This is a genomic window from Sphingobacterium sp. BN32, assembly GCF_030503615.1.
GTDB lineage: Bacteria > Bacteroidota > Bacteroidia > Sphingobacteriales > Sphingobacteriaceae > Sphingobacterium.
This window is the reverse complement of sequence record NZ_CP129963.1, coordinates 732583-748497: the sequence shown is the minus strand read 5'-3', so window position 1 is coordinate 748497 and position 15915 is coordinate 732583. Positions and strand designations below refer to the sequence as shown.

The window sequence follows — 15915 nt, the reverse complement described above, 5'->3', positions numbered from 1 at the left end:
CTACTTAACATTGTAATAGTAAACCTTCCGGCCTACATTACCCTGTACATCATTACCTTCAACGACCACTTTATATTTACCGGTTCCATCAGCATTGTAGAATTCTAGGTCTATTTCACCATTCTTTTCTACCCTGATTTCTGGATTCCAATATACGGTTGTTCTGTAGTCGTTCGTATTCTTGCTCTCAGGGGTAGCATATTTCGGCGTATAAAATGCACGTTGTTTCACGTATCCTAATGGGTGTAACTCAACGACATTGGACTTCGGTAGCATGGCTTCAATCTGCGCCGCCGTCATACGCGGTTGCTTTTTCTCTTTCTTCGTGATGATAGACACAACACCATCATTCTGATAGATATTGCGAACAGTTCCTAAATCATCTCTCAAGAAGATTTCAATGCCTTCGATTTCAGCTATCGTGATGGAATTCAAAGAAGGCTCATCAATCGGCATACCGTTTAAGAAGAACTGCACCGGAACGCGGCTTCCCTGGTTGTAGTTACGTGTTACATAGTATTTCAAGGTATTAACATCATATGTAATGCCCGTTAGCAAGGTATTTAAACACATGCTCAATACATTACACCCTTGCAGACGACTACCTTCAATACGGTGATCCGGCATAGATAATCCAGATAGCGCAGAGAAGTCCTTACTCGACTGTTTCTTCTCTTGAGTCGCTGTCACAACGACCTCATCAATCAAAATTGAGGTACGGAATTCCTTTTTACTGTTATCTAAATATGCAGACATATTTTGGTCAATATTCTGAATACCCGCACTGAAATAAGGACTATTTTGATCAATTTCCGGATAGAATGTTTGATCCATATTGATGACAAGATTGCGGAAATTGTCGTTTCCTCTAGCGTTGATAGTCGCTTTCAACGAATCTTGGAACACCAGATTCTCGAACTTGAATACACCATTGTTATCTGTGTAAGTATCTTTCTTAATGGCTGCGCCTGGAATAGTCAAAAGTAAGCCACCATTAGGTTGCGGACGACCTGTATTTAAGCGTAATATCCCGCTCAAGGTGATACCTTGCTCTGGCATAAAACGCACCTGAGGAAGCTTCCCTTGCACTAATTGTTTATAATCAAAGCGTCTGAATCCTTGTGTCATCATCAAAGCGTCTAAGGCTTCTAAACGGTTGGTATTCTTCTCATTGAAGTAATAGTTCGGCTTCTCCACATAACCTTTTAAATCCGACGTAAGCAACATACTACTAACGATGGTTCTGTCGTTGTCATCATTAAATGGCACTTTCGATTCGTCAATAACCGAGACTGAGTAGTTCCCGATTAAGCTATCTACCGGACTATTCACATTCAATTTCATTTTCACCAAGTCTTTACGAGCGTAACTGTCCTTATCGGTTTTTACTTGAATATCGATCAACTTCTGCGGTTGAATGAATACAAGGCGCTCTGAAAGTGGCTCGCCATCCGGAGAAAGAAGCGTTATCTGTACTATCCCGTTCGGAAGTTCCTTAATGGGGATACGGATAGATACCGCTGCGCTCTTCATCGAAGCCTGTGCAGCATATACTAAATGACCATTCAGCTGTCCGAAGACATAGAAAGGTTTATTCTGTACAGTTTGGAAATGGCTGTCATTCGTAACAATACCTAGGTTGATAAACTCACCTTCTTGTTTCGCAAAAACGACATTAACTTTATTATCAACAACGGCCGGTAAATCATATGTCTTCTGTTCGCCATTGTCGAAGGTAACAACAGCTTTATATGTTTCTCCGCTAATAGGTACTAAATTGAAAGAACCCATACCCAATCCTAAGTCCTCAAAACTTGCTACCTCTTGCTTTTTGCTATCGATAATCTTTCCTTTTACTTTCAGGCCAAGACCAGTAGAATTGACTGCTTTAAAGGCTACTTTCTTAGAGATACCCGATATTAAATCACCTCCTTCTGGGAAGAACTGTACATCAGCCTCCCATATTGCATTGCGTAGTGGATATTGTCCCACTAAGGTTTCCCCATCTTCAAGCTTAATAACTAAGCGTCCGTTCTTGAACTTCTCTTTTTCTTTATTAGATAAACTAACAATAACACGACCTAAAGCATCGGTTTCGCCTTTGCCTTTATCGAAAGGATCCCAGCCATCGTTAGCTTCCCACGTTAGCTTTTTACGGCTCAATAACTCACCCTGTCGATTGCGGAATTGGAGTATGGCTTTGGTCTTATTGCCATCCGGTTCAAAGCTTACATCTGATCCTAGCTTCTTATTAATTGCATCTCCGATTGGAATTACCTTATTAAAGAAGTATCCCATATCGAAGTTCATCATCCATTTGGTATAGGCGCGGACTCTATAATTATCCTGCGACCAGAACTGAGGATCTAATACTAACTGTCCTTTTCCGGCACCATCCTTTAACGGTACACGAAGCGTTTGCATTAAGGAATCACGACTATTCAATATCTCCACATAGGCGACCTTACTTGGGTCATAATTGAAGAGATTGGTGTTCAAATAAGTTTTGAACCATAGCGTATCCCCTACTGCATAATAAGGTTTATCGAAATGTAGGTGTATTTTTTCTACTGGATAGACTGTAAAGAACTTTTGCACATTCTCCACCGCAGTATTAATTGGGATGGCGGGTTTTTCTTGGGCATTCGAGAAATTAGAGACAGCTAAAAGTGTTAGAATTATGAAAAGTATGCGATTTATTTTCCTCATCGATTCTTCAGTTTTTCAAAAAGCTAAATATATCTAATTTTTGGAGAAGAATGCCATGAAACCGGAAATTTAACAATGCTTAAACTATAATAAAGGCGCTAGCAAACGGCATAAGGAGTCAATACCACGCTTCCATGCCTTTCTTTGTTTCCAATCCTTTAAGGTCACTATAGAACATTCTTTCTTATCAATTTCAAACTGATTATCCATTTGAGCACAAAATGACTTATTAGAAATTACTGTCGCTACCTCGTAGTTAATATAGAAACTTCGAAAATCTAGATTAACAGTCCCAACATAAGCGATCTTGCCATCGATTACTGCCGTCTTAGCATGTAAGAAGCCTTTTTCATACAGGTAAACCTTGACTCCGCGCTCTAACAGAGGCTTTAAGAACGAAAAAGTCGCATGTTGTACTATCCAGGAGTCGCCACTTGCCGGAATCATCAATTCTACATCAACTCCAGCGCCAGCGGCGGTCTTTAATGCTGTCGCTAATTCCTCCGACGGGATAAAATAGGGTGTACATAATTTGATGCTTTCATTTGCTTCGCCAATGCTCAGCAATAAAGCCTCCATATTAAAAGGACCCAAAGATCCCGGATCGCTCGATACTAATGCTACGGCACTCAGCTGCTCAGCAACGACTGGCATATCCCGCAAATATCCATCTTCCAAATCGAAGGGTTCCCCATCGGTTTGGTTCCAGGAATTCCAAAAGCTGATTTGGAACATGGTACCCGCATTTCCTACAACTTTCACGGAAGTATCGCGCCAGTATAGCCCAAATTCATTTGGATTGATGTACCGGTCGGAAATGTTTATCCCGCCGATATAGGCTGTATAACCATCGATTACTGCAATCTTCCGATGATTACGATAATTGCTGTTGGCCAACGAAGTAAAAGTCACAGGCAGAAATGCCTGAAATTCAATATTAGTTTTACCGCGCATCTTCCGCATATGCCGAACCAGTCGCGGCGAGCCAAAGCTATCCACAATGAGGCGCACCTTCAAACCTTCGGTTGCCTTGCGTTCAAGGATATTCAGAACTTTGGTTCCGATATCATCCAGGTCGAAGATGTAGTATTCCATGTGAATCGAATGCGTTGCACCCTCTAATGACTCCAAGAAATACTTAAATTTTTCTTCCCCATTAACCAATAGCGTTACTTCGTTATTCAGCGTAGGCGACGAAAGCCGTTCATTTTTTAAATACGAATAAACGCGTGCGAAATCGCCAATCTTATTGTGGATATTCTGTATGGACCAGGCCATCAACGGCTCCAATCGCTTAAACTCTTTCTTCAATCGAAGAGATTGTTCTTGATTAATACGCTTGAGCTTCTTGACTTTAGAAAACTTTTGACCGAAAAGATAATATAGAATAACACCGACAAGTGGAAGAAAGACGATTACCATGACCCAAGAAATGGTCTTCGTCGGGTTTCTATTTTCGATAAGAATCGTTATAATAACACCTAGGTAAATAATCGTCGTGGGTATCCATCCCCATTGTTCAAAAAACTGTATTATAGGCTGCAAATATTCAGTCATATCGATAGAAAAAGTACTTTAAAAGTTGTCCTCTTAATACAACCATACTTCTAACCAAAAGTTTGAGGAACAAGAGCAAGATAGAAAAGAATTAGCAATAGCGGAAATAAACGCCCGATATACACTATTTTGAAGAGTAAAGATGTAGGAAAGCAGTATGGGTTAAGCGCAATTCATTGCGCCATCGACATGCAATAAGGGCGAAAGATAGGGAATATCCAGATTGGCACCGCGTAAAATAAACCAAACACCCATCAGGATAAAAAGTATTGGCAAGACCGTCGTAAATCCCTTCTTAAAGATTTTTCTCGGGAAATTCCCCACGAAGGAGAATAGTAATAATAGTGGTAAAGTTCCTAATCCGAACAGAACCATAAACAGAAAACTATTTTCTAGCGAACTCGCATTAACAGCAGATGCTAAAGCCATATACACCATTCCGCAGGGCAAAAGACCGTTTAGCACACCAGCAACAAAACTGCCTCCCGGACGGTACAACCATTTTCCCATAAACTTGGCGAAAGGCTGAATTGCCTTGGTTTGAAAGCTTGCTAATTGCTTTGAACTCTTTCCAAAAATATAGAACAAGCCCAATGCTGTTAAAATCACACCTGTAACCAAACTGAAGATTTGCTGCCAGCCCTGTATTGCAGCAGCATTTCCCAATAAGCCTAAAATCAGACCGAGCATGCCATAGGTCAGGATGCGCCCTAATTGGTAAATCAGCTTGTTAAAAGTAGTTTTCCAGGAAATTTGATGACCTCCTTGAATTGCAATCAATAACGGACCGCACATTACTGCGCAGTGGATACTGCCCAAAAGGCCCATAAAGAATGCAAGATAATGGTAAGTCATTTCCTAATAGTAAACGTGTTGATCGACTAAATAGCTATCAGCACCACTTTTCCAATCGATTTCCAAATTCCAATTACCTTTCTTAAAGGTACTAAGCGGTAGTTTGAACTGGTCAGTAGGCGTCGCGAAAGGAAGCGAAACATCCAGCTTATTATCATCAGGACGCTTAAAATGAAGCTGTCCTTTATTATCCGCCGATATGAATTTGATCAACATGGTATCTTGACTAATTCGTATCGTCGGTTTTGCATGATTATGATTTAAGTTCTCTTTCTTACGATAAGTTTCATCGTAATTCAAGCTACGTTCGTAATAATCATCATCTTCCAGCGTATCTGTATCGTTAGAAACCATGTAAATGGCTAAACCTACGATGAAGAGCACAAAGGCGCCCAATCCAAATACTATTTTATATCCCCAGTTCATTCCTTTTTTGTAAGTGTGTGTGTTTGTCTTCAATGGTCAACAAGGATTCTCATTCTTGTGATTTGACCATCGGAAACATGCATATTTTATTTTCCTGGCGGCGCAATAAAGGTTGTCTTCATGGTTTCAATCACTTTACCGTCTGCCACAACATTCAATTTTATATTCGTTTTGTATTCCTTAATATTCGCTTTCTTTGCAATCAAGAACAAGCTTAATTTGGCATTGCCCTCGCGCGGCAAATGCGAAATAGGATTTACAATTTGAATCTCTATATCCTTATCCTCGCTCACAAGCTCATAATCAATATCTTTCGTTGTTTTATTGATCAATTCTAAAGAATATAGATTCGTTACTGTTCCATCATCACGGAACTGATAGGTGCTTCCCTTTGCTCTCAATAACCGCCCGTCGACATCGGTGCGACTAAAGATCATCGCCGTAAAGATACCCATTAATACGAGCAATATACATGAATATACAATGGCTCTCGTATTCCTCTTTTTGCCATCCTGCAGCGTTGCTTTCCCGTCTGCTTCGGCCTGTGTGTAGAAACCAATCAGGCGTTTAGGCTTATGGATTTTATCCATAACAGCGTCACAAGCATCGATACAAGCCGTACATGAAACACATTCCAACTGTGTCCCCTTACGTATGTCTATACCCGTAGGACAAACATGTACACATAGGTTACAATCGATACAATCTCCGGTAACCACATCACTATTCTTACGTATCTTCCCTCTAGGCTCCCCTCTTGCTACATTATACGCTACAGTAACGGAGTTTTCATCCAAAAGAACCCCTTGCAAACGTCCGTAAGGACAAATACGTGTACACACGATCTCGCGAACATAAGCGAACACAAAGTAGAAAACAAAGGTAAATGCCCAAATGGAGATAAAACCAGCGATATGTTGATCAATAGGATCAGTGATGATCTTAAACAGCGCGTCTACTCCGATGATGTAAGCCAGGAATAGGTTCGCGATAAGAAAGGAGATGGCTATAAAGACAGCATGTTTCAGAATTTTACGCCATGCTTTTGCATCCGTGTCCGGACCTTGATCTCTTTTCTTCTGCTGATTCCAATCGCCTTCGATAAAGTATTCGATCTTCCGGAAGATGAGTTCCATAAAGATCGTCTGCGGACATGTCCAACCACACCAAACACGACCGTAAACAGCAGTGAATAGCACAATGCAGACCATAATGATCAGCATCCCGAATAGGAAAATGTGCATATCCTGCGGCAAGAATATATTGCCAAAGATGGAGAATTTACGTTCAATAATGTTAAACATCAAGAACGGGTTGCCATCTATCTTGATAAATGGTGCCGCAAAAAGAAAGAGCAGCAAAGAGTAACCAACAACCTGTCGATAATTATAAAGCTTTCCGGCAGGCTTTTTCGCATAAACCCACTTTCTTTTAGATTTTTCTGGTTGGTTAGTATTCTCATTTCCCTTTGCTGCTACTTCCATGGTATTGTTTTATTTAATTTAATTTGTTGCTGTTGCAGTGCTATCTGTAGCGGCTGCAGGTTCAGCTGCTCCACCTTCTGCTTGGTAACTTGCTACCTCAACACCTTCCGCTGCTTTTGGATTTGCAGGCTTGGTATCACGCAATGTGACGATGTAGTTACTTACCTCAGCAATCTGAGCTGGAGTTAATGTTTGTTCCCAAGGAACCATCCCTTTATCTGGCACACCGTATTTTACAGTTTTAAAGATATCCTTAATCTCACCGCCGTGCAGCCAGAATCTATCGGTTAAGTTCGGACCAATGGTCCCTTCACCTGCCTGTCCGTGACAAGCCTGACAGTTTGCTGCAAAAATCGCCTTACCGTTCGCGGCTAACGTACCGGTCGCATCAATCTCCACGGTATTCTCGTCAAATGCATTCGCCGATTTGGATAGAAACTCTGCTTTCTCGATTTCTGCTTGTGCCATCTCACGTTCGTACTCCTGATCCTGGTTCAATCCTCCGAATACGTGGTAAATCAAAATGTAGACTACCGCAAATACTACGGTGGAGTAGAATAAAGCATTAAACCATAGTGGAATAGGGTTATTTAGTTCGGCAATACCATCATATTCATGGTCTTCAATTTTCAATGACTCCTCTTGCTCAATAGGTTTTAAACCTATAAAGGTATTCCATCTTCTAGCCCAAGCGGATTGACTTGAAGCTTTTCGCTCGGCTTTTAAACGAGCTTCTTCTTGTACAACATCTGGCATCGTCACTTTCAACATCGTGCGCAGGGCCTTGTTGATCGTAATGGCTGCGAATAGAACCGCAATCAGTACGAGGAACACGACGATATAGAAAATATCATTATATAAATTTCCCGTTCCAAATGTTTGTGGTGCTGCTGCTGCAACTTCTGTAGCAACAGTATCTTGTAATATCATAGAAATCATAGGTCTTGTCTATTCGGGTAATTTATCTAATTCGCGCTCAGTATCCTCCAACGGCAATCCCTTCATGTAGTCGACAAAGTTTTTCTTCATGGCGAACAACATGATAGTTACGAGGATAAAAAAGCCAAGGAAGATACATAGGGAGACGATCAAGTAAATCTCGTCTCCATGTAAATTTGTTATCTGCTTAAACATAATCTTTCTTTTTCTATGTTAGCTATTAGTTATTGTTATCTATCGCTGCAGCTTCGTTTTCAGCTTTTGGTGCAGATTTAATATCAGTACCTAGGCGCTGTAAGTAAGCAATCATCGCAACGATCTCTTTATTCGGTGCTACTTCCACTTGGTTGGCAGCTAGATCTTTCACAATCTCTAGTGCTTGTTTTTCAGCATCTGCAACTGCGTTATTGATCTCTGCATCCGTGTATGGAACGCCTAGATTACGCATCACCTTCATCTTTCCAGTTAAGTATTTCGTTTCGATATCTTGGCTGATTAACCATGGATATTGAGGCATAATACTACCTGGTGAAGTGATTGTTGGATCTAACATGTGGTCATAGTGCCATTTGTGAGGATATTTACCACCGATACGGTGCAAATCTGGTCCTGTACGTTTTGATCCCCATAAGAATGGACGGTCATAAACGAACTCACCCGCTTTACTGTACTCACCGTAACGAGCAGTTTCTGAACGGAATGGACGAATAGTTTGCGAGTGACAGTTCACACAACCCTCGCGAATATATAAGTCGCGACCTTGCAATTCTAATGCGGTATATGGTTTTACCGAGCTTATTTTAGGCACGTTGCTACTTACTGTAAACGTTGGAATCATCTCGACGATACCACCGATTAAGATCGCGATCAACGCCATCACTAAGAAAAGGATAGGCTTACGTTCTAAACGACGGTGTGCTGAGCGTTCTGATTTATGCACCGGCTCTAATGCTGGAGCTTCAGCAGCTTCGTTAGCCACAAGTTTACCTTGTTTTACAGTTTTGATTAAGTTGTAGGTCATCAATACCACACCTGCCAAATACAAGGCTCCACCTGCTGCACGCATCATGTGCATAGGTAAGATCTCTAATGTAGTAGCTAAGAAGTTAGGGTATTTCAATACACCTTCTGGAGTAAAGTCTTTCCACATTAAACCTTGCACCACAGCAGCCCAATACATAGGGATTGCGTAGAACAAGATACCTAATGTACCGATCCAGAAGTGCGTATTTGCTAATTTCTTAGAGTATAGATTTGTTCTATAAATTCTAGGGAACAACCAATAAAGGATTGCGAAAGTCATGAAACCGTTCCATCCTAATGCTCCAATATGTACGTGTGCTGGAATCCAGTCCGTAAAGTGGGCAATGGCGTTTACTTGTTTTAATGATAATAATGGTCCTTCCAATGTAGCCATACCGTAACATGTTAATGCTACGACCATGAATTTCAACATCGGTTCTGTACGTACTTTATCCCAAGCACCGCGCAAAGTCAATAGACCGTTGATCATACCTCCCCAACTTGGTGCGATCAACATGATAGAGAATACAACTCCTAATGACTGAACCCAGCTTGGTAATGAAGTATATAATAAGTGGTGCGGTCCGGCCCAAATGTAGATGAAAATTAAGGACCAGAAGTGTAGAATACTTAATTTATAGGAATAAACAGGACGATTAGCCATCTTAGGTAAGAAGTAATACATCATTCCTAAGAAAGGAGTAGTTAGGAAGAACGCTACAGCGTTGTGTCCATACCACCATTGTACTAAAGCATCTTGAACTCCTGAATACACATAGTAACTTTTCCAGAAACTTACAGGAATCTGAATTGCGTTAACAATGTGCAACACAGCAACAGTTACGAAGGTTGCGATATAAAACCAAATAGCCACATACATGTGACGCTCTCTACGTTTGATAATAGTACCAAACATATTGATTCCGAAAACGACCCAAATTACGGCGATCGCGATATCGATCGGTAACTCCAATTCCGCATACTCGTGCGAAGAAGTGATACCTAATGGAAGCGTAATCGCTGCGGCTACAATGATTAATTGCCAACCCCAAAAGTGGATCTTACTGAGTACATCGCTGAACATCCTTGCTTTCAATACCCGCTGCATTGAGTAGTAAGCCCCCATAAAGATGGCATTACCAACAAAGGCAAAAATTACGGCATTGGTGTGCAAAGGTCGGATACGACCGAATGTAGTAAATTGGGTACCGAAATTCAGTTCGGGCCATATTAGCTGTAAGGCTATTAATAGACCCACCGTCATTCCGATGATTCCCCATGTTACAGTTGCGATTCCAAAATCTCTGACAATCTTGTTGTCATAATTAAATTGCTCTACCTGCATTATTCTATTAAATTAAGTTAACCTGATTCAAAGGTACCGGTAACTACATGACATTCTAATGATAAACCGAAGCACTAAAATGTGATATACATCACATTTTGTCCTGCAGCCATAAAATCATGAAAGAAATGGAACATTAGTTCGCCATTTATGTCGTTACTCTATATTTTTCAATTGGGTAGCACATGAGACAAGTGTCTCATTTTTAACGAATGTAACAAAGAAATTTAAGATATGTTTTTGTGAAAGGTTATTAAAATGTTAAGCAATAGAAGATATATTAGGCCCAATGGTTTATCTTGCTGTAAACCGGAGCGAGCGAAGCAAAACTGACCATCAAAGAAGAGTATATAAGCAGGTTGAGGCAGTGAGCAATCTAAGATAAATGACAACCTATTCAAACCCTAATCAAACCCATATCAAAGCCCATCTGGAACGGGTATGATTGGGGTATGCATTGGTTCTGAAAGGGCTTTGAAAGGGTTAAGTACTGTTCGAGTCTAGTTGCGTTGTTGAAGAAGGAATCAAACAGATATTTGTAAACCAAAAGAAGCTGTCCGAACTGGACAGCTTCTTGGCATAATATGATCTTGTATTATATATCCCTCACTAACTATTCTCTAGAATAGTCTTCATCGAGATGATTTTATAAATATACGCTGCTGTTTCAGCATTCAGCTTCAGCTCGTAGTAATTATCTTTCTTTTGTCTTCTAAGTGAAGCGCGAAGACTACCTCCTCCAACGTTATAAGCAGCAGCAGCCAATGTCCAATCTCCGAATTCCGCATGTAGAGATTTCAGATATTTGGCAGCAGCGTGCGTTGATTTAACGAGGTCAAGACGCTCATCGACGTTAGCATCTACACGCAATCCGTAAAGTCTTGCCGTCGCAGGCATAAACTGCCAGTAACCACCAGCACCTTTATGCGAGGTTGTAGATGGACTTAAGCTGCTCTCAACAACAGCAATATACTTGAAGTCTTCGGGTATGCCGTAGCTTTTAAGGATTTTTGCGATGCGTGGGAGCAATTTATCCGCCTTTTTGTGAATTTGATTTGAGGGCTTTTTGAGGTAGGCAAATTTACTGAGATATTTGTCTATTCTTTTTCTGAAAAAGCTTTCCTCATGAGGGATAGTTTCGTTTGCAAAGGAGATTTGGCTATAAAAATCATCCTTAGAATTCTTTTCTGATAAGTCCTTTGCCGCAGCGGCCTGGGACATCAAAGACTGATCTAGTGCCTTTCTGAAAGGATCAGTCATGGATTCTGGTTGGGGGTTTGAGTATAATTTCGACAGCAACATCACCGTCAAAAGAACACTACTACATAATACTCTTTTTTTTATCATTTATTCCCTTACTGCTACCCTATCCACGATATTAAATCGATCAAAAAATAGCTTGGTTAAAAAAACAGCCTCAAAGATAAGGCAAAAGAGCACTATGCACCAAATAGTTACAATCTCATAACAAGTTAAGAAAAGTTAAAACGCTCAAAAATCATTGTTTAGACAACTTAAAGCATATTTATTGTATATTAATAAATTGTAACATTTTTCGAAAAATTTGGATTATAAATTATTTTTATTAGCGATAATTCCGTATCTTATAAGGTTGTCAATGCCTGAAATGTCGTTTCAATCTAACATTCACAGGGCAATGAATATAATACTTCGACGGTATTAAAAAAATAGCTATCTTTGTGGCTCAATTTTTTTAAAATTATGCCATTCAGTAGCAACAGGAACAGTCGAGAGGACAACTCCAAAAAACCAAGAAGCAACTCAGATAGCTTCCGCGGGGATAAAAGATCATCTTTTAACTCCTCAAAAGATTCTAAATCTGGTAGACCAGACCAAGACCGCAAATTCAACAAATTCGACAAATCAGGATCACGCGACAATAAATTCGAAAAAGGAAATCGCGATGATAAATTCGACCGCTCGAATAGAGACAACAAATTCGAAAGACCGAACAGAGATAATAAATTCGACCGTCCGAGCAGAGATGGCAATTTCGACCGTTCTTCTCGCGACAACAGATATGACCGTCCAAGCAGAGAGGGAAACTTCGACAGACCTGCTCGCGATAACAAATACGACCGTCCAAGTAGAGAAGGAAACTTCGATAGACCGTCGAGAGACAATAAGTTCGATAGACCAGCTAGAGACAATAAGTTCGACAGATCGTCTAGAGATAATAAATTTGACAGACCATCTCGCGATGGCAAGTTCAGCAAACCGTCGGGCGACCGTAAATTCGGGAAACCTCGTTTTGGCAGCGACGATAAAGGCTACGGCGACAGACGCCCTTCGAGACGATTCGAAGATGGCGATCAGAATAGAGACTCTCGCGATCGTAGAGACGACCGCAGAGATGATCGTAACGATGGAAGAGCAAGAAGATCTGCTTCTCCTGACAGAAAGTTCCAGGCAGATGCTAACGACGACGGACTAATCCGTTTGAACCGTTACATCGCGAACTCAGGAATCTGTTCTCGTCGTAAAGCTGACGAGTTGATTGAAGCGGGAGTAATTAGCGTGAATGGTGAAGTCGTTACTGAATTAGGCTCAAAAGTTGACCCGGCAAAAGACGAAATCAGATATAATGATGAGCGTTTGAAACGTGAGAAAATGGTTTATGTGCTTTTAAACAAGCCAAAAGACTACATCACGACTACCGACGATCCTCAAGAACGTAAAACGGTCATGCACTTAGTGTCCAAAGCGACCAAAGAGCGTATCTATCCGGTTGGACGTTTAGATAGAAATACGACAGGCCTATTGTTACTGACTAACGATGGCAACCTGGCGGAAAAACTTTCACACCCTAGAAATAACATCAGTAAAATATACCAAGTTGAGTTAAGCAAAAACTTAACACAAGGAGATTTCAATAAGATCCAGTTCGGTATCGAATTGGAGGATGGATTTATCAAACCAGACGATCTTAGCTTCGTTGTAGGAGCTTCGAAACGTGAGATCGGTATTCAGATCCATAGCGGTAAGAACAGAATCGTACGTCGTATCTTTGAATCATTAGGATACGAGGTTGTAAAATTGGACCGTGTCGTTTATGCGAACTTAACGAAAAAGGATCTTCCGCGTGGTCGCTGGAGATATCTGGAAGAAAAAGAAGTTGTTCAATTGAAACATTTGATGAAATAAGAAGAAGACGCCAAATGGCGTCTTTTTTATTCCCCACTTTTCGTATTTTTAACAAAATAAAAAACATTATGACAGATCCTAAGTGTTTAACATCGGTTGCAGAATTTCATAAAACATTTCAACATCCGATTTTAGATTCTCCAACTATTCCCTCAGAAACAAGATGTAAACTTCGCGTATCCTTGATAGCAGAGGAATTGAAAGAACTTCAAGAGGCTATCGATGATAAAGATATCGTAGAAATTGCAGATGCCCTGGCTGATATTCAATATGTATTATCGGGTGCCATCCTAGAGTTTGGACTTGCCGAGAAATTTAACGATCTATTTAATGAAGTGCAACGCTCGAATATGAGCAAAGCTTGTAAGACAGTCGAGGAAGCCCTTGCGACACAAGAGCACTACCGCGCGAAAGGCGTTGAGTCTTATTATAAGGAAATAGATGGTAAGTTCCTTGTATTTCGCGAAGGCGATGACAAGACCTTAAAATCTGTTGCTTACTCGCCAGCTGATTTAAAGTCGATCATTGAGCGATAAATAAAAAATAAAGTTTGATATCCTGATGATTTCGATGGGTTATTAGGTATAGCATATTAAATGACCAGCTTATAGCGGGCAATAGTATAAAAAAGAAGAGGATGGTTTGACCATCCTCTTCTTTTTTATACAATTATCTTCTTTCTAAGATCTCCAAAATCTTCTACTCAAGTGCTATTCCCATGGAAACCTAAATGCTTTTACGCAAAGGAATAAGCCGAGCCCTGCTTGACGCCTCTTTCTTCTAAGCCCTTATCAATTTTCGTTTGAATACCTGATTTGGGGAATCCCCAGTTCGGAGCAATCAACAGTTCCTTGTCTGCAATTCCGAAAATACGTTGAATAATGATATCGGGGCGTAGCAATGGAATAAACTTACTCAGGAATTCGGTATATTCTTCGATGCTGAATAAGTGGAATGGCTCACGCTTATATTTAACGCCCATAATAGATCCTTCGACGATATGTAGATGATGCAGCTTTACAAACTTAATCTTCGGATGTTTATTGATTTCTTCTGCGTATTTAAGCATCATCTCTTCCGTCTCCCAAGGGAATCCGAAGATTGTATGCACGCAGAGCTCAAGCGACGTGTTCTCGAGCATCTTCATAGTCGATAGAAATTCATCGTGAGAGCATCCGCGATTAATTCGCTCCAATGTATCGTTATAGATAGACTCCATGCCCATCTCTAAGTCTACATCGTAGCGATCCGTATAACTCTCCAATAAAGCAATCTTTTCAAAGTCCAAACAATCCGGACGGGTACCAACGGATAGACCCAGCGTATGTTCCGGACATATGCTCAATGCCTCATCATACATCATCTTGAGTAGATGCGTAGGAGCATACGTATTGGTGTTCGGCTGAAAGTAAATGATAAACTTTTCCGCACCATAACTATTACGAGCGCGTTCAATCCCATTCTCCACTTGCTTTCGAATCGATGGAATCTTACGGGCCGTATCCGGTGTAAAAGAGTCTACATTGCAGTATGTACATCCACCATATCCTTTAGAACCATCCCGATTAGGACAGGTGAAATTACCATCCACAATAACCTTGAACACTCGCTGCCCGTTATACTTCTCCTTCAAATAAGCACCATAGTGATTATAAGGTTTAACTCCATTGTCTAGTTGCGTCGCCATAAGGGTACAAAGGTAAGCATTAGATGTTAAAAATTAGATATAAGATATTAGATATCAGACTTCAGACATTAGTGTATGGCGTCTACTAGATATAAGATATCAGACATAAGACATTAGAGTATGACGTCGCTAGACGTTAGATATGAGACATAAGACGTTAGAGTATTGTCTGAACCAGGAAAGAAAGGATTTAAAGATTACCATGATCCTGCAAATCCTCAAATCCTTCCTTTCCTGGTTCAGACAAACTTCATAGAAAAACCGTAAGTGTGCTTGATCCTGCAAATCCTCAAATCCTTCCTTTACCGGTTCAGACAAACTTCATAGAAAAACGGTAAGTGTGCTTGATCCTGCTAATCCTCAAATCCTTTCTTTCCTGTTCAGACAAACTTTCCTTTCTTCCCCGCTGCAAGACAAACAACTAAAAATCAAAAGCTCATCTTTCCTTTCTAATCCTTCCCTTTCACGCAAAAACAATCCATAAAAAAAGGCGCCTAATCAGCGCCCTACTCTACTATCTTATATCTCACATCTAAAAGTCTAAATACCAAAAAAGCCCGTCATCTTTCGATAACGAGCTTTTCGTATAAAAATAGGCGCCGACCTACTCTCCCACCTGTTACGGCAATACCATCGGCTCTGGCGGGCTTAACTTCTCTGTTCGGAATGGGAAGAGGTGGACACCGCCGATATAGGCACCTGAATATCTTTTTGTTGAAATACCT

12 protein-coding genes and 1 rRNA gene are annotated in these 15915 nt (G+C 40.6%); 2 read left to right on the top strand and 11 right to left on the bottom strand.

Annotation, left to right across the window (positions count from 1 at the left end):
* The 9 genes from QYC40_RS03200 to QYC40_RS03160 all read right to left on the bottom strand — a co-directional run bounded on the left by QYC40_RS03200 (position 1) and on the right by QYC40_RS03160 (position 11685).
* Entirely contained in the window at positions 1-2709 is a 2709-nt protein-coding gene (locus tag QYC40_RS03200) for a carboxypeptidase regulatory-like domain-containing protein (protein ID WP_301992370.1), read from the bottom strand.
* A gap of 84 nt (positions 2710-2793) precedes the next feature.
* The gene (cls, locus tag QYC40_RS03195) at positions 2794-4266 is read right to left on the bottom strand and encodes a cardiolipin synthase (RefSeq protein WP_301992369.1); all 1473 of its coding nucleotides are present in this window, start codon (positions 4264-4266) and stop codon (positions 2794-2796) included.
* A 162-nt stretch (positions 4267-4428) separates the two neighbouring features.
* Positions 4429-5121: a sulfite exporter TauE/SafE family protein gene (locus QYC40_RS03190; RefSeq protein WP_301992368.1), complete on the bottom strand. Its 693-nt coding sequence runs from the start codon at positions 5119-5121 to the stop codon at positions 4429-4431.
* Between the two features lie 3 nt (positions 5122-5124).
* Positions 5125-5547 (bottom strand): FixH family protein, encoded by a 423-nt coding sequence (locus tag QYC40_RS03185; protein WP_301992367.1) that lies wholly within the window; start codon positions 5545-5547, stop codon positions 5125-5127.
* 86 nt (positions 5548-5633) lie between these two features.
* Positions 5634-7031, bottom strand: a complete 1398-nt coding sequence (ccoG, locus tag QYC40_RS03180; protein WP_301992366.1) for a cytochrome c oxidase accessory protein CcoG — start codon at positions 7029-7031, stop codon at positions 5634-5636.
* 18 nt (positions 7032-7049) lie between these two features.
* Positions 7050-7961, bottom strand: a complete 912-nt coding sequence (locus QYC40_RS03175; protein WP_301992364.1) for a cbb3-type cytochrome c oxidase N-terminal domain-containing protein — start codon at positions 7959-7961, stop codon at positions 7050-7052.
* A gap of 18 nt (positions 7962-7979) precedes the next feature.
* Positions 7980-8165, bottom strand: a complete 186-nt coding sequence (locus tag QYC40_RS03170) for a hypothetical protein (protein ID WP_301992363.1) — start codon at positions 8163-8165, stop codon at positions 7980-7982.
* Positions 8166-8190: 25 nt separating this feature from the next.
* Entirely contained in the window at positions 8191-10338 is a 2148-nt protein-coding gene (gene ccoN / locus QYC40_RS03165; RefSeq protein WP_301992361.1) for a cytochrome-c oxidase, cbb3-type subunit I, read from the bottom strand.
* Positions 10339-10947: 609 nt separating this feature from the next.
* Positions 10948-11685, bottom strand: a complete 738-nt coding sequence (locus tag QYC40_RS03160) for a lytic transglycosylase domain-containing protein (RefSeq protein ID WP_301992360.1) — start codon at positions 11683-11685, stop codon at positions 10948-10950.
* A gap of 375 nt (positions 11686-12060) precedes the next feature.
* On the opposite strand from QYC40_RS03160, the gene QYC40_RS03155 reads away from it, so the two are divergent.
* Entirely contained in the window at positions 12061-13503 is a 1443-nt protein-coding gene (locus QYC40_RS03155; RefSeq protein WP_301992359.1) for a pseudouridine synthase, read from the top strand.
* 68 nt (positions 13504-13571) lie between these two features.
* The gene (locus tag QYC40_RS03150; protein ID WP_301992357.1) at positions 13572-14039 is read left to right on the top strand and encodes a nucleoside triphosphate pyrophosphohydrolase family protein; all 468 of its coding nucleotides are present in this window, start codon (positions 13572-13574) and stop codon (positions 14037-14039) included.
* Positions 14040-14239: 200 nt separating this feature from the next.
* Here QYC40_RS03150 and QYC40_RS03145 read toward each other — a convergent pair whose 3' ends face one another.
* Together QYC40_RS03145 and rrf are read right to left on the bottom strand one after the other, a co-directional pair.
* Positions 14240-15190, bottom strand: a complete 951-nt coding sequence (locus QYC40_RS03145) for a TIGR01212 family radical SAM protein (RefSeq protein ID WP_301992356.1) — start codon at positions 15188-15190, stop codon at positions 14240-14242.
* Between the two features lie 591 nt (positions 15191-15781).
* Positions 15782-15893, bottom strand: a 5S ribosomal RNA gene (gene rrf, locus QYC40_RS03140).
* Positions 15894-15915 lie beyond the last annotated feature (22 nt).

What these genes read in the sequence shown, in the direction of transcription:
- QYC40_RS03200 (WP_301992370.1), bottom strand. Translation starts at nt 2,709, where the DNA reads ATGAGGAAAATAAATCGCATACTTTTCATAATTCTAACACTTTTAGCT.
- cls (WP_301992369.1), bottom strand. Translation starts at nt 4,266, where the DNA reads ATGACTGAATATTTGCAGCCTATAATACAGTTTTTTGAACAATGGGGA.
- QYC40_RS03190 (WP_301992368.1), bottom strand. Translation starts at nt 5,121, where the DNA reads ATGACTTACCATTATCTTGCATTCTTTATGGGCCTTTTGGGCAGTATC.
- QYC40_RS03185 (WP_301992367.1), bottom strand. Translation starts at nt 5,547, where the DNA reads ATGAACTGGGGATATAAAATAGTATTTGGATTGGGCGCCTTTGTGCTC.
- ccoG (WP_301992366.1), bottom strand. Translation starts at nt 7,031, where the DNA reads ATGGAAGTAGCAGCAAAGGGAAATGAGAATACTAACCAACCAGAAAAA.
- QYC40_RS03175 (WP_301992364.1), bottom strand. Translation starts at nt 7,961, where the DNA reads ATGATATTACAAGATACTGTTGCTACAGAAGTTGCAGCAGCAGCACCA.
- QYC40_RS03170 (WP_301992363.1), bottom strand. Translation starts at nt 8,165, where the DNA reads ATGTTTAAGCAGATAACAAATTTACATGGAGACGAGATTTACTTGATC.
- ccoN (WP_301992361.1), bottom strand. Translation starts at nt 10,338, where the DNA reads ATGCAGGTAGAGCAATTTAATTATGACAACAAGATTGTCAGAGATTTT.
- QYC40_RS03160 (WP_301992360.1), bottom strand. Translation starts at nt 11,685, where the DNA reads ATGATAAAAAAAAGAGTATTATGTAGTAGTGTTCTTTTGACGGTGATG.
- QYC40_RS03155 (WP_301992359.1), top strand. Translation starts at nt 12,061, where the DNA reads ATGCCATTCAGTAGCAACAGGAACAGTCGAGAGGACAACTCCAAAAAA.
- QYC40_RS03150 (WP_301992357.1), top strand. Translation starts at nt 13,572, where the DNA reads ATGACAGATCCTAAGTGTTTAACATCGGTTGCAGAATTTCATAAAACA.
- QYC40_RS03145 (WP_301992356.1), bottom strand. Translation starts at nt 15,190, where the DNA reads ATGGCGACGCAACTAGACAATGGAGTTAAACCTTATAATCACTATGGT.